We start from the raw sequence: 14,399 nt of genomic DNA on the forward strand, positions 1-14,399 counted from the left end.
TATGTTTCTTTGAGGATCTAATTTAATCCTGAATATGCGCGAGGCTGCTTTTGTGAAGCAAAATAAAGATAAATGGCTAAAGTTTGAAAGTCTCCTGAAAAATAATAGCAACATTTCTCCAGATCAACTTTCTGCGGCTTATGTTGAAATTACAGACCATTTAAGCTACGCAAACACCTTTTACACAGGCAGTAATACGGCCAGATATCTTAACGATCTTGCTTCACAGGCGCATCAAAAAGTGTATCGAAATAAAAAAGAATCAAAAAATAAATTCATTTTATTTTATACCAAAGAGTTTCCGCTGTTCTTTTACCAGTATCAAAAGCAATTATTATTCAGTTTTTTGGTCTTCGCTATTTTTGCGATCGTTGGGGCATATTCGGCCGCTAACGAAGATAGTTTTGTAAGAGCCGTTCTTGGTGACGCCTATGTAAATGCTACGCTAAATAATATTGAAAACGACGATCCTATGGCTGTTTATAAACAGGCATCAGAAACCGATATGTTTTTGGGGATTACCATAAACAATGTTAGAGTTGGTTTAATGGCATTTTCATTTGGAGTTCTGGCAGGTTTAGGAACGCTTATCGTACTTATGCAAAATGCAATTATGCTGGGATCATTTCAGTATTTCTTTTATGATAAAGGTTTATTGTGGGAATCTGCCAGAACGATTTGGATTCATGGTACCATAGAAATTTCAGTAATTATTATTGCAGCCTGTGCCGGGCTGGTTGTTGGGCGCAGTATTTTATTTCCTAAAACCTATAGCAGATTACATTCTTTTGTGACAGGAGTTAAAGACGGACTCAAAATTGTAATTTCTACCGTTCCCTTCTTTATTATCGCAGGTTTTTTGGAAGGTTTTGTAACGCGACATACAGAGATGCCAGATGTTCTGGCCATTTTAATCATAAGCTTATCATTAATTCTAATTTTGTGGTATTATGTGATCTTACCACAACGTTTACATAAAAAATTCATTGATGGAAAATAAGATTTTCAGGTTTAGAAAAACCAGGGATTTTGGAGAGCTATTAAGTGATACCTTTAAGTTTTTGCGGGAAAATGCAAAAAGTTTTTTAAGTATCAATTTTAAAGTTTGTGCTCCTTTTTTAATCACCCTGATTATTACAAATGCATATTATACTTATGCTACTCTTGGGGTTGGATTTGAAGGTTATTCGAATCTTACCGGCTTTATAATTCCGGCGCTTATCAATACGCTGGCACTTTTCGTTTACTTTACTGCGCTATATCTAAGTGTATTTAATTACATCAAAGCTTACATTGCCAAGGATGGAAATGTAAATATAGAAGACGTAAAAAATGGTTTAAAAAATGACCTTGGAAACGGACTTCTATTAAACTTTATTGTTGGTCTATTGACCGTTGTAGGATTTTTGTTTTTATTTATTCCCGGTATCTATCTTGGGGTTGTATTAACTTTAGCATTACCAATATTGGTTTTTGATCAAAAAGGTGTTGGTGATACAATTTCCAGTGCTTTCGAATTAATAAAAGATAACTGGTGGCTTACTTTTGGGATTCTTATCGTTTTTGGAATCATTATGTACATTATTAATGTTGTTTTCCAAATGCCAATGATCATTTATATGATGATGTCTATGTTCTCTGGACTAGACGCTGGTATAGAAACGATGGCTCAAAATATGCAAACCAAAGATCCGGTTTTAATCGTACTAACAATTTTGGCTTCGATCGCACAATACCTGCTTTATATTATCACTCCAATTTTAATAAGCCTTATATATTTTAATTTAAACGAAGAAAAAAACTTTACCGGTACTTACGACAGTATCGATAAGTTAGGTGAAGACCACGAATGAGAATCTTAATTTCCTTTCTTTTAATTCTGAATTTTAATTTTGCGCTTGCGCAGCAGGATACTATTGTCCAAACTGAAGCTGATACTAAGCTTGATCCTAATGCTGAAGTAGAATCTAAAAATACTTCTCAAGCTGAAGCTGAAGTGCAATTCGACAATACCAGCGATCTTAATCCTGTTCAGTTTAGTGAAACAAAAATTGAAGAGCTTAAAAAAGACGAAGATTTTAATTATTTAGAAGAAAAGCAGGAAAAAACCTGGTGGCAACAATTTAAAGAGTGGATCAATCAAAAATACCAGCAATTTTTAAACTGGTTATTTGGCGATTACGATGCTGGTAGTTTCTTTGGATTTATTCTGAAAATATTGCCTTATCTGCTTTTGATAGGGATCATTTGTTTAGTGATCTGGCTATTTACCCGAATGAATCCCGGAAAAAACATTCTTCAGGAACCACAAACATCAAAAATGCATTTAGATGATGAAGAAGAAATTATCCAAAATGCAGATATCCCGGCTTTAATAAAAAATGCGATCGAAAATGGCGAATATCGCATGGCAGTGCGATACTATTATCTTCAGGCTTTAAAAGAACTCGATCTCAAAAAAATTATTGATTTTGAAGCTCAAAAGACCAACAACGATTATATTTCAGAAATTCAAAATACCTCGCTAAATAATATATTCAAAAAAGTAACCCGCATCTACAATTTTATCTGGTATGGTGATTTTCAGGTTTCAAAAGAAGACTTTTTATTGGCAGAAAAGGGCTTTTCAGAATTAAATTCAACGATCAAAAACACCAAAAATGAGTAGGTTTTATAAAATTGCGCTTGGTGTTTTTATCCTTTTGGTAGCTTTTTTAACCTACCTCGAGGCGATCGAACCTACACCAATTAACTGGTATCCCAGCTATTCGAAACTCGATAAGATTCCGCTTGGCAGCTATATTTTCTATGAGAACTGGAAAGAAACTAATTTAGAACATTTTGAGGAGGTTAATATTCCGCCATTCGAATTTCTTAGCGATAGTTTAAGCATCACTGATGGATCTTATTTTTTCCTAAATAATTATGTGAGTTTCGACGAAGATGAGCTTAATAAACTGCTTGCCTGGGTCGAGAAAGGAAATACCGCATTTATAGCTTCAGATGTGTTTGGCGACAATGTTTTAGACACATTAAATCTGGATACCAAACCCTACAACAAAAAGATTGAAAACCAGATAAGTTTTATCCCAAAGACCGAATTAGATTTGGTGAATCCAAATTTTAAGCAAGATGGTCCTTTTGAAGTTCCGCATGAATTCAGCTCTATTTATTTTAGCAAGATCGATACGCTAAAAACCACTATTTTAGGTACGGTAAGATACGACGACGATACCTTAAGTGAACCACAGATTAATTTTATTGAAACTGAATTTGGTGATGGGAAGATCTTTATGCACAGCACACCTGAAGCTTTTGGCAATTATTTTATGCTGAAAAACAACAATTTTAAATATGCTGAAAATATTTTAGCTTATATCGATCAGGATGCTCCAATTTACTGGGATAATTATTACAAAACCGGCAAAGCGCAACCAACGAATCTGTTGTATGTGATCATGCAAAATAAAGCGCTAAAATGGGCCTATTATTTAATGATATTAGCCTCGCTGTTATTTATTATTTTTGAAGGGAAGCGTAAACAACGAGCAATTCCGGTAGTAAAACCACTTAAAAATCAGTCGTACGAATACACGCAAACCATTGCAGATCTTTACTTAGAACAAAAAAAGATCGATGAATTAACCCAAAAGCGAATTCAGCATTTTAAAGAATATATCCGTACAGACTTAAAGCTCGATCCTGATAAAAAACAAGATCATTTTTATACAATATTGGCTGATAAATCAGGGAATTCTATAGAATTTGTAAAAGAATTATTTAAAAATATCGAAGCCGTGAGCAATAAAAAAGCGACCGCCCAAGATTTTGAGAATATTAGCAAAGGCATCCATAAATTTAAATATGCCAATGCGCCAAAAGAAAAAATTTAGTTCGATTTTCGATAAAATCGGCTTAAAATATTGATTGAATTAAATTAAAGCTAATGAAGTTATTATTGATATTAGATCTTTAATGAGAAAAAACTTCATAGCAATTAATCTCGATAATCGAGTAAAACTAGAACCATGGAAGAACCAAACATACAACCCGAAAACGAAGAAAATAGCGAGCTTAATTTTGATACCCGTATTCCGCTAGAAGAATTAAAAACTTCAGTTGACGATCTAAAATCTCAGCTTTCGAAAATCATCGTTGGGCAAACCGAATTTGTAGAATTATTGATCGTGGGCTTACTTTCTAACGGTCACGTGCTAATCGAAGGTGTTCCCGGTGTGGCAAAAACAGTAACGGCAAAGCTTTTTGCCAAATGCCTGCAAACCGATTTTAGCCGAATTCAGTTTACACCAGATCTTATGCCTAGTGATGTCTTGGGAACATCAGTTCTAAACATGAAAACTTCAGATTTTGAATTTAAACCCGGTCCTGTTTTCTCGAATATCGTTCTAATTGACGAGATTAACCGCGCACCGGCAAAAACCCAGGCTGCCCTTTTTGAGGTGATGGAGGAACGCCAGGTAACCATCGACGGGACTCGTCACCAGTTACAAGATCCTTTTATGGTATTGGCAACTCAAAACCCGGTAGAACAAGAAGGAACTTACGCCTTACCCGAAGCACAATTAGACCGTTTTCTATTTAAGATCGAGGTAGATTATCCAAAATTAGAGGAAGAAATTGATATCTTAAAAGGTCACAACGAACGAAAAGGAGCAAAACCCGAAACGAACATCATCCCAACACTTTCTCCTGAAAAATTAAATGAGCTTAAAACGCACATTTTCGATATTAAGATTGAAGAAAAATTGTTGCATTATATCGCTGAACTGGTGAGTAAAACTCGCCAGCACGCGCATCTTTATTTGGGAGCTTCTCCAAGAGCTTCGATCGCAATTATGAATGCGGCAAAGGCTTTTGCGGCTATTGATGGTCGTGATTTTGTGATTCCAGAAGATATTAAAAGGTCACTGAATCCTGTGTTAGGGCATCGTATCATTCTTTCTCCAGATCGCGAAATGGAAGGCATGAAAACTCGTGATGTTATTCAAATGATTAGCCAATCTGTAGAAATCCCACGATAGTGATCAAATTCCTTAAATCTTTATACTTAACTAAGCGCTTCTTTTATAGTATCGCTGCAATCACAGTGCTGTTCCTTTTTTCGTTCTGGATCACGGCCATTTACCCTATTATTTGGGTGATATTGGTGATTTTAAGCATTGCTTTAATTATAGATATTATCGCGCTTTATCAAAGTAAAGGTTTAAATGCTCAAAGAATTTTACCAGAGAAATTCAGTAATTCAGATGCTAATTCGGTAAAAATTCAGATTAAAAATGACTATTCATTTAAGGTTTTTGCTGAAGTTATTGACGAGCTTCCCATTCAGTTTCAGAAAAGAGATTTTTTATATACTGCTGAAATAAAACCTGCTGAAAACTTCGAATTTGAGTATGAAGTGACGCCATTAGAACGTGGTGAATATATCTTCGGAAGATTAAATATTTACGCACAAAGCATCCTGAAATTGGCCAAAATCAGGAAGGTTTTTAATGCTGAACAAATGGTGAAGGTTTATCCGTCGTTCATCCAGATGAAAAAACTGGATTTCCTGGCAATCGATAACCGAATTTCGCAAGCCGGACTCAAAAAAATACGCCGACTTGGTCATACCATGGAGTTCGAGCAGATAAAAGAATACGTAACTGGCGACGATGTAAGAACCATTAACTGGAAAGCTACGGCAAAACATCGAAGTTTGATGGTGAATCAATTTCAGGATGAAAAAGCACAGCCGGTTTATTCGATTATTGATACAGGTCGCGTAATGAAAATGCCTTTTGAAGGTCTTAGTTTACTGGATTACGCGATAAACAGTAGTCTTGCTTTTTCGAATATCGCTCTGCGGAAAAAGGACAAAACAGGGATGATTAGTTTTTCTGCGAAAATTGAAAAAATCCTGAAAGATTCTTCAAGGATGAGTCAGCTTCAACGCATCATGGAGAGTTTGTATAATATTAGCACAGATTTTAAAGAATCTGATTTTGGTAGTTTATATGCCGGGATCAATAGATTTATTACACATCGCAGCTTATTGATGCTTTATACCAATTTTGAGCATCCATCGGCTTTAGAAAGACAATTACCTTATCTAAAAGCCATCAATAAACGACATGTTTTAGTGGTGATCTTTTTTGAAAATACTGAAATTACCAAACTACTCCATTCTACTCCTGAGAATCTTAGTGAAAGTGCTCACCAGGGAATCGCCGAAGAGTTTAGCCAGAATAAAGTAAAAATGGCTAAAGAATTACAAAGACACGGCATCCAAACCGTACTTACCAAACCAAAAGATCTAAGCATCAATGCCATTAATAAGTATCTTGAAATTAAAGCAAGAGGCTTGATTTAGAAGTTTAAAATATTGGATTGTTAGTATTCTAGATAGTTAGATTTTTGGTATGTTGGTATTTTAGAAAATTTTTCTGAAAATATAGATCCTTCTATTCTTTTTGAATTCTCTTGACAGAAAAGACTTTAAAGTATACTAATACAAGTGTTAATTAATTCTTAAAAACCCTAAACCAAGAACGCTTCGCTGTGAACCGTAAACAGTTATCTAGTTAACTCCAAAATACAATTCAGTAGTAAAAAATTACAGTTCAGTAAGTTGATTTCTAATCAATTGAACCTATTCCCTACTTTTATAGTGTTCAACTAAATAAAACCAATCAATATGAGAACTTTAGCCATTATTTTCGCATTATTTATTTCAGGACTTGCTGCAAAAGCACAAGAAACCGCAAAAGATTCTACCGGAACTATTTCCGTAGAAATACTAAACGTGACCAGCGATAACGGAAAAATCGTTTACGGTATTTATACCAAAGACAGTTTTATGAAAAAACCAAATTTCTCTAAAACTGCTAAAATAGAAGATGGAAAATCTGTTGTAACTTTTACAGATATTCCAGCAGGTGAATATGCTGTGATCTGCTTTCATGACAAAAATGATAACGACAAAATGGATTTTGAAACTAACGGAATGCCTCAGGAAGATTATGGGGTTTCAAATAACAAGCTTAATCCTTTTGGCCCACCGGTATGGAACGATGGTAAATTTAATTTTGACGGTGATGAAGAAAAAATTAGCATTCGATTTTAAGCGTTACATTATAAGTTTTAAAGCCGCAATTAGTCTTGATTAATTGCGGCTTTCTAGTATAGATAATCTTTAGGTTTTATTCGTTTTCAATAGAAAAAACTAATATATTTGTACTTCAGAAAAGATGAAAAACTATTTCATTTTTTTGAGAAAACGGCCTCAGGGCGAGGCTTAGAGCATTTAATTATGATTATCGATTAAATATCGCTATAGATTATGACCATTACCCAACTACATTATGTTCTGGCAGTAGCAGAACATAAAAACTTTACAAGAGCAGCTCAAAAAGTATTTGTTACTCAGCCTACTTTAAGTATGCAAATACAAAAGCTTGAAGAAGAGCTGGATGTGCTTATTTTCGACCGCAGTAAAAAGCCTATCGAACTTACTGAAACTGGGAAGAAAATTGTTACTCAGGCTAGAAATATTGTAAACGAGAGTGATCGAATTCAGGATATCGTAGATCAACAAAAAGGATTTATTGGCGGTGCCTTTCGTTTAGGGATTATTCCTACGGTTATGCCTACGCTATTACCGATGTTCATCAATAATTTCATCAAAAAATATCCAAAAGTAAAACTTCAGATCGAAGAATTGCATACCGAGGCTATTATTGAAAAACTAAAAGAGGGACATTTAGACGCAGCAATCGCGGCAACTCCGCTAAATATAGAAGGCATTAAGGAAAATGCATTATATTACGAGCCTTTTGTAGGATATATTCCGCCAAGTCACCGTTTACACAACGAGTATAAAATTGATGTAAATGACCTGGATATCGATGACATTTTACTTTTGCAAGATGGCCATTGTTTTAAAGACGGTATCATCAACTTATGTAAAACGGTAAAATCTAGCGAAGACGAACATTTTAGACTACAAAGCGGTAGTTTTGAAACCTTGATCAAGCTTGCTAATGAAGGTTTAGGAATGACGCTTTTACCTTACCTGCATACTTTAGATATTGCTGAAAAAGATAAGAACAACTTAAAAATGTTTAAGGATCCTGTGCCAGCGAGAGAAGTAAGTTTGATCTATAATCGTAGCGAATTGAAAATGCAGATTATCGATGCGATGCGTAAAGTTATCGCCTCTGTAGTGAAAGGAGCGATTACCTTCCAAAATGTAGAAATTATTAGTCCTGCGCAGCAGAAGAATAAAAAAGAACTTCAGTATTAAAAATCTGATCTTATAAAAAAGAAAAAGCGGCTTTTAGCCGCTTTTTTAATTTTTTATCATGTCAAGAATTTAAATAAATTAAGCATTGATTTAGTTCCGGATTCTGTTTCGTAAGTGCTTCAATCCAAATTTTAAGTTCCTCTATTTCGTGAGGCAATAATCTAGAAATCGCTTTTTTTACTTCCTTACAGAATAATGTTGCATCAAAACTCACCTTATCAAGGATCGTTTTGGTGTATTCAAACATCGCTCTCGCCATAATTTGATACTGATTTAATTATTAGTTAGGTTAATTTAAAAAAATGTAAAAATTTCTCTATAAGCTGCGATTTTAACGTCTTAAATATAGAAAATTTTCACACTTAAACCACATATAAACAAATCTTTAACATTTTAAAATCGGTTATCGCCGCTTAAAATATCACCAATTCCTCCTAAAATACTTCCTTCACCTTTATCTTTTCCTCCAGCTTGCGGAGCAGCCTGTAAAACTCTGTTTGCTAATCTGCTAAATGGTAAAGATTGTACGTAAACAACGCCCGGGCCAGTTAAAGTGGCAAAGAAAAGTCCTTCACCTCCAAAGAAAGTATTACGAATTCCGCCTACAAACTCGATATCATAATTAACAGTTTGTGTGAAACCAATAATGCATCCTGTGTCGACTTTTAAAGTTTCGCCAATAGCTAATTCTTTTCTGGCCATTGTTCCGCCGGCATGCACAAAAGCCATCCCGTCACCTTCTACTTTTTGCATAATAAATCCTTCACCTCCAAAGAAACCACGACCTAGCTTTCGGCTAAATTCTATTCCTATAGAAACACCTTTCGCTGCACATAGAAATGCATCTTTCTGGCAAATAAATTTACCTCCAAATTGTGTAAGATCGATAGGAATGATCTTTCCCGGATATGGTGAGGCAAAACTTATTTTCTTTTTTCCCTGCCCCATATTCGAAAAGATCGTCATAAATAAACTTTCTCCTGTAAGTAATCGCTTCCCGGCACCCAGCACTTTTCCTAAAAAGCCTTCGTTTTCTTTACTCCCGTCTCCAAAAATGGTATCCATTTTAATACCATTATCCATCATCATAAAGTTACCAGCTTCTGCAATCGCAGCTTCCTGTGGATCTAACTCCAACTCTACATACTGCATTTCTTCGCCAAATATTTCGTAATCTATTTCGTGAGCATTCATAATTTAAGTTTTAGTGGTTTTATCTATTAGAAGAGAAAATTATTGAAATGTTACAGGCGGTTTAAAAGTTTATTTTCTTGTCTTTACTTTTACCGTCCATTCAAATTCGAATGTAGAAACCGGTATTCCCTCTTCATTGATGCCTATAGATTTCATCCAAAAGGTCTGGCCTTCTCCTGTTTTTAAAGTTTCTGAAATTGCATTATCAATCAAAGCTCCGTCTTCACATTTAAAGATGATCTTTCCTGTAGCCTTTTTGGTAAAAACCGATCTATTTTGAGCCACTAACATTGATATTGATTGTTTTTGCGCTCTTATTTTTGAAATAACCAAAGCTCCTGTACTTAACTCGGCTGCCATTGCCTGCACTGCGAAATACATACTTTTAAAAGGATTTTGATTAATCCATTTATGTTTTACTCCTACACTGCAATTAGTATCTGAAATCGCTTTAACCCTAACACCACAAAGCCATGCGCTTGGTAATTTCAGCATTAAAAATTGATTGAGTTTCTTAGGCGTTATTGGCATAATCTTCAATATTTCTTTTAAAGATATTTAATTTATTTCAATTAGTATAAATACTTCAAATCTTAATTAAATGTTAAATTTAAGTACTATGCTTTGCAAAATACCTTCTTTTAACCATATATTTGTATAAGAAATTAACTGGTATAAGAATTTCTACATTTAATTAGATAAGAATTATCATATTTTATCAATCAAAAAAACGTCTTTATCAGGACATTACAAACCGGACTTAAAAACATCAAAACCATCATTTTAAGTCCGGTTTATTAAAAAAGAAAACGCAATGGAATCATCAGCAATCAAACAACAAGATCAAACCCTGGCCACGATCATCCACCTTTCGGTTTTTTCAAAATTATTTATCCCTTTTGGCAATTTTATTTTCCCGGTGATCATCTGGCTGGTAAGTAAAGAGAAAAAATTTGTTAACCATCACGGTCGAAATGCGGTAAACTTTCAGTTAAGTTTATTACTTTATTACATCATCATTGCCTGTATTCTTATTGCCACGATAATTATTATGGGTGCTAGAATCCCTTTTGAATTTTTTGAATATAACGCTTACAACTTCAGGATAGACCGCGTTAACGAAGAAGCTATTTTGCCCTTTGTTATCGTTCTATTTACAGGAGGAATATTTCTACTTGGCCTAATTGTCTTTGAACTTTACGCTGTAATTAGTGCAGCTAAGGATGCAAGCGAAGCAAAAGAATACAAATATCCATTATGCATCAACTTTATCAAAGAAGACACTACTCTAAACGAAGCTTCTTAAAACATCCATCATGAAAAAATTAATCAACATCAGTCTAATATTAGTCGTTTTACTCAACAATTCTTGTGTAAAAATTGAAAATGAAATCTCCGATTCCAAAAATTATGATCTTGACGGAAGCTGGGAATTATACGAGGGTAAAAACGACATCAAAAGAATCGATTTCGAAGATAAGAATGTAGTTCTTAGTTCTAAAGATCAAACTATCCAAGGCAAATTAGGGACTTTCATTACAAGCACTTCATCTATAGATTTATTTATTTTCTCTACGGTAAAAAACAAGAAAGTACCATCTATAGAATATTACAATAGTGATAAAAAAATAGAAATCCCTATTTATTATGAAAGCCTGGACGACGAGTATTTTATCACTTTAAATGACGACGTTTATCAAAAAGTAAAATAACTTGGGGCAAGCCCTCAAGGCATTCATTGGAAACAAATTTTTAATTTCAAGGCAAGCCTCGGAGTATTTTATCCTTTGGCGGTGCCAATAAAATAATCATCAATTTATCGAATATGAATCCATCAATCAAAATATCACAAATCATCATCGCCATTTTGTGTGCTTTATATACCAGTTTTGGTTTAGCGCAGCAAAATGAAAAAGTAGAGATCTTGCTTGTAGGTTTTGCGCACTTAAGCCAAATGCAAAATGGCACTGAGGCTGCAAGTATGTTTAATCCAAAAAAACAACAGGAGCTTGAAAAAATAACGGCTAAAATTGCACAGTTTCAACCCGATGCCATTATGGTTGAATTAACTCCGCAGGAACAACAATGGGCAGATAGCCTTTACGAGTTATACCAAAACGATAAACTAGATCTTAAGAAGTTTGAATATGGTGCAGGTGAGACTTACCAGATAGGTTTTAGGCTAGCTAATAAACTGAATTTAGATCATGTTTACGGAATCGACTTCAAGTCTTCTACATCCCAAAATTTACTGAAAGAAGGTAATCATTTTGAGTATTTCCAAGAGCAATTAAAAAAGCTTCAGCAAACCTCAAGACCTTTAGGGAAACAGGTGATGGAAAATTCACTTTCATTATACGATTTCACAAAAAAGATCAACGAGCCAGAAATGCTTAACCTTTCGTATAGAGCAGTTTTCAACTATCCGGCTTATGTGCAAAATGGCGATTTTAATAAGGATAGTATTAATTACAGAGAATTAAATTCCGAAGAAAAAAGATATGCAGGCGCCGAGTATATTAGTCTGTTTTTCGATAGAAACATTAAGATTTATTCAAACATTTTAAACACACAATTAAAAACAGGAAGCAAGAGAATTTATGTAATGATGGGACAGGCTCATATTGGGATTTTAAAAGATCTTTTAGAAGACAACCCAAATTATGAGATTGTAGACGCTCTTGCATATTTAGATTAGTCATTCAATTTATCAAACATAATCATCAATCAAAAAATGAACATTTTAACAACATTCAAAACCAAACGCTATGAAGATAGAGAACACCAAAGCACAAATGCGTAAAGGTGTACTGGAGTATTGTATACTTTCGGTTTTAAAAGATGAAGATGCTTACGTAGCTGAAATCTTAGACACCCTTAAAGATGCCAAATTACTGGTAGTAGAAGGAACGATATATCCTTTGTTAACCCGACTTAAAAACGCAGGACTGCTCTCTTACAGATGGGAAGAGTCTACCAGTGGGCCACCAAGAAAATATTATGGATTAACAGAAACTGGCAGATTGTTCTTAACCGAACTTTCCTCGACCTGGGATGAGCTGCAAACCGCAGTAAACATTGTAACTACTCAAAAAAAGAAAAATCATGAATAAGACGATAAACATAAATCTTGCGGGCATGTTCTTTCATATCGACGAGGATGCCTTTAAAAAATTACAGCATTATCTGGATGCCATAAAACGTTCGTTTACCGATAAACAGGGACGTGACGAGATTATCCTGGATATTGAAGCCCGTATTGCTGAACTTTTTGCTGAAAAAAGAGCCGATAAGAGTCAGGTAATAAGTATGAAAGATGTCGATGAAGTAATCGCCATTATGGGGCAACCTGAAGATTATATGGTAGATGAAGATATCTTTGAGGACGAGCCCGAAACCACAACTTCTAAAAAGACCAAAAAATCTTCTAATAAGCGTCTTTACCGTGATACTGAAAACTCTTATGTTGGCGGTGTAAGCAGTGGTTTAGGTCATTACTTAGAAATAGATGCCATTTGGATACGCCTACTTTGGGTTGTTCTTACACTGGCCTCTAGCGGTATTTTTCTTTTGATCTATGTTGCCTTTTGGATTTTTACTCCTGAAGCTAAAACCACTGCAGAGAAACTTTCTATGCGCGGGGAAGAAGTAACGATATCAAACATCGAAAAAAAAATTAGAGAAGGATTTGATAATGTTTCAGAAAAAGTAAAAAATGTAGATTACCAAAAATACGGTAATCGCGCAAAAGCAGGTGCAGGAAGTGCAGCATCAGCCTTCGCAAGTATTATCAATGTATTTTTAAGAATTATCGTTGGTTTTGTAGGAATCATAATTCTACTTGTTGCCGGTGGTGGTTTGATCGCATTGTTCATTAGCTTGTTCACTTTTGGAACTTTTGGAATCATCGACGCTCCCTGGAACGATTATTTAATGATGCATATTTCTGAAACCTCTTTATGGTTGGGAGTGATCTTCAGTTTCTTTGTTTTTGGAATCCTTTTATTCTTCTTGTTCGTCCTTGGATTAAAGATTCTGGTTAAGAATTTAAAATCGATAGGAAATACTGCAAAACTAGTATTACTGGGTATTTGGATCATTTCAGCAATTGGTCTAGCGGTTATTTCTGTAAAAGAAGCTACAAGTAGAGCGATTAGTGAAAATGTGGTTGAAACATTTTCTATTCCTACTACTAAACAAGATACGCTAACGATCGAAATGAGAAATAACAATCAGTATAAATCGTACGTGGGGTATAGAAATCATAACGTTCAATTAAAATATGACGAGAACGAGAATGGCGTATTGTATTCTGAAAATATCAGAGTAATCATTCGTTCCACAAAAGACTCAATTGCGAAAATAGAAGTCAATAAAGAGGCAGATGGTAAAAGTGTATTAGATGCAAAAAGAAGAGCTGAAAACATCGAATATGGCTTTGATCTAAAAGGCAATACACTTTATTTGGACAGCTACTTTTTAGTAAAGGAACAATTAAAAGCCAGAGATCAGGAACTTTATGTTACCCTATGGCTTCCTGAAGGTAGTCACTTTATTGCAGACGATAATGTAAATTATTTTCATAGAAATGGTTATAGATCTAATGATATCTTACAAAACGACCAGGAAGGTTATTTGCTAAGAGTTGAAGACGATCATGCGGTATGTTTAGATTGTCCCATCGAAGAAATTGAAGATGAAGATGAAGATGTTTTTGATTCAGACGATGATACTTTTAATACCTCTGCAGAAGAAGAAAAATATTTAGAGGAACAAAAAAAGAGATTTGAGGAAGATACCACAGCTATAGATGAACCTACTGACGCATCAGACGATTTTTGATGCGCCAGTTTCTAACACAAATAAAAGTGTATAAATAGCACACAGCTAAAACTTAACC

At 34.6% G+C, this 14,399-nt stretch carries 16 protein-coding genes; 13 read left to right on the forward strand and 3 right to left on the reverse strand.

All coding sequences use genetic code 11. The features are described 5' to 3' along the window. Window positions 1-34 precede the first annotated feature (34 nt). The 8 genes from BM201_RS07940 (at window position 35) to BM201_RS07975 (ending at window position 8,305) form a co-directional block, all read left to right on the forward strand. Entirely contained in the window at window positions 35-1,000 is a 966-nt protein-coding gene (locus BM201_RS07940; RefSeq protein ID WP_092541375.1) for a stage II sporulation protein M, read from the forward strand. Beyond that, window positions 990-1,853, forward strand: coding sequence for a YciC family protein (locus BM201_RS07945; RefSeq protein ID WP_092541377.1), 864 nt, complete (start codon window positions 990-992; stop codon window positions 1,851-1,853). The genes BM201_RS07940 and BM201_RS07945 overlap by 11 nt, the downstream gene beginning before the upstream one ends. Beyond that, the gene (locus BM201_RS07950) at window positions 1,850-2,668 is read left to right on the forward strand and encodes a DUF4129 domain-containing protein (RefSeq protein WP_092541379.1); all 819 of its coding nucleotides are present in this window, start codon (window positions 1,850-1,852) and stop codon (window positions 2,666-2,668) included. Before BM201_RS07945 ends, BM201_RS07950 begins: the two co-directional genes overlap by 4 nt. Next, window positions 2,661-3,893: a DUF4350 domain-containing protein gene (locus BM201_RS07955; RefSeq protein ID WP_092541381.1), complete on the forward strand. Its 1,233-nt coding sequence runs from the start codon at window positions 2,661-2,663 to the stop codon at window positions 3,891-3,893. The genes BM201_RS07950 and BM201_RS07955 overlap by 8 nt, the downstream gene beginning before the upstream one ends. Window positions 3,894-4,028: 135 nt before the next feature. Continuing rightward, entirely contained in the window at window positions 4,029-5,042 is a 1,014-nt protein-coding gene (locus BM201_RS07960; RefSeq protein ID WP_092541383.1) for an AAA family ATPase, read from the forward strand. A gap of 2 nt (window positions 5,043-5,044) precedes the next feature. Beyond that, complete coding sequence (locus BM201_RS07965) at window positions 5,045-6,373, forward strand: DUF58 domain-containing protein (protein ID WP_175487008.1); 1,329 nt, start codon at window positions 5,045-5,047, stop codon at window positions 6,371-6,373. A 324-nt stretch (window positions 6,374-6,697) separates the two neighbouring features. Further along, window positions 6,698-7,126, forward strand: a complete 429-nt coding sequence (locus BM201_RS07970; protein WP_092541385.1) for a DUF2141 domain-containing protein — start codon at window positions 6,698-6,700, stop codon at window positions 7,124-7,126. Between the two features lie 216 nt (window positions 7,127-7,342). Further along, complete coding sequence (locus BM201_RS07975) at window positions 7,343-8,305, forward strand: LysR substrate-binding domain-containing protein (protein ID WP_092541387.1); 963 nt, start codon at window positions 7,343-7,345, stop codon at window positions 8,303-8,305. 61 nt (window positions 8,306-8,366) lie between these two features. Here the strand turns inward: BM201_RS07975 and BM201_RS07980 are convergent, their stop codons facing one another. The 3 genes from BM201_RS07980 to BM201_RS07990 all read right to left on the reverse strand — a co-directional run bounded on the left by BM201_RS07980 (window position 8,367) and on the right by BM201_RS07990 (window position 10,030). After that, complete coding sequence (locus BM201_RS07980; protein WP_092541389.1) at window positions 8,367-8,564, reverse strand: hypothetical protein; 198 nt, start codon at window positions 8,562-8,564, stop codon at window positions 8,367-8,369. Window positions 8,565-8,698: 134 nt separating this feature from the next. Further along, window positions 8,699-9,499 (reverse strand): TIGR00266 family protein, encoded by an 801-nt coding sequence (locus tag BM201_RS07985; protein WP_092541391.1) that lies wholly within the window; start codon window positions 9,497-9,499, stop codon window positions 8,699-8,701. Window positions 9,500-9,568: 69 nt separating this feature from the next. Then, a complete protein-coding gene (locus BM201_RS07990; RefSeq protein WP_092541393.1) occupies window positions 9,569-10,030 on the reverse strand; it encodes a DUF4442 domain-containing protein in 462 nt (153 codons plus the stop codon). Window positions 10,031-10,313: 283 nt separating this feature from the next. Here BM201_RS07990 and BM201_RS07995 point away from each other — a divergent pair, with 283 nt between their 5' ends. From BM201_RS07995 to BM201_RS08015, 5 genes are all read left to right on the forward strand, one after another. Then, window positions 10,314-10,805: a DUF4870 domain-containing protein gene (locus tag BM201_RS07995; protein ID WP_092541395.1), complete on the forward strand. Its 492-nt coding sequence runs from the start codon at window positions 10,314-10,316 to the stop codon at window positions 10,803-10,805. A 10-nt stretch (window positions 10,806-10,815) separates the two neighbouring features. Further along, window positions 10,816-11,211 carry a hypothetical protein gene (locus BM201_RS08000; RefSeq protein ID WP_092541397.1) on the forward strand — a complete coding sequence of 132 codons (396 nt, stop codon included), beginning with the start codon at window positions 10,816-10,818 and terminating at the stop codon, window positions 11,209-11,211. Window positions 11,212-11,324: 113 nt separating this feature from the next. Then, window positions 11,325-12,197, forward strand: a complete 873-nt coding sequence (locus BM201_RS08005) for a DUF5694 domain-containing protein (protein WP_092541399.1) — start codon at window positions 11,325-11,327, stop codon at window positions 12,195-12,197. 70 nt (window positions 12,198-12,267) lie between these two features. After that, the gene (locus BM201_RS08010) at window positions 12,268-12,612 is read left to right on the forward strand and encodes a PadR family transcriptional regulator (protein WP_013071826.1); all 345 of its coding nucleotides are present in this window, start codon (window positions 12,268-12,270) and stop codon (window positions 12,610-12,612) included. After that, window positions 12,605-14,341 (forward strand): PspC domain-containing protein, encoded by a 1,737-nt coding sequence (locus BM201_RS08015; protein WP_092541401.1) that lies wholly within the window; start codon window positions 12,605-12,607, stop codon window positions 14,339-14,341. Before BM201_RS08010 ends, BM201_RS08015 begins: the two co-directional genes overlap by 8 nt. Window positions 14,342-14,399: the final 58 nt, after the last annotated feature.

It is taken from the genome of Zunongwangia mangrovi, from assembly GCF_900112105.1.
GTDB classification, from domain to species: domain Bacteria; phylum Bacteroidota; class Bacteroidia; order Flavobacteriales; family Flavobacteriaceae; genus Zunongwangia; species Zunongwangia mangrovi.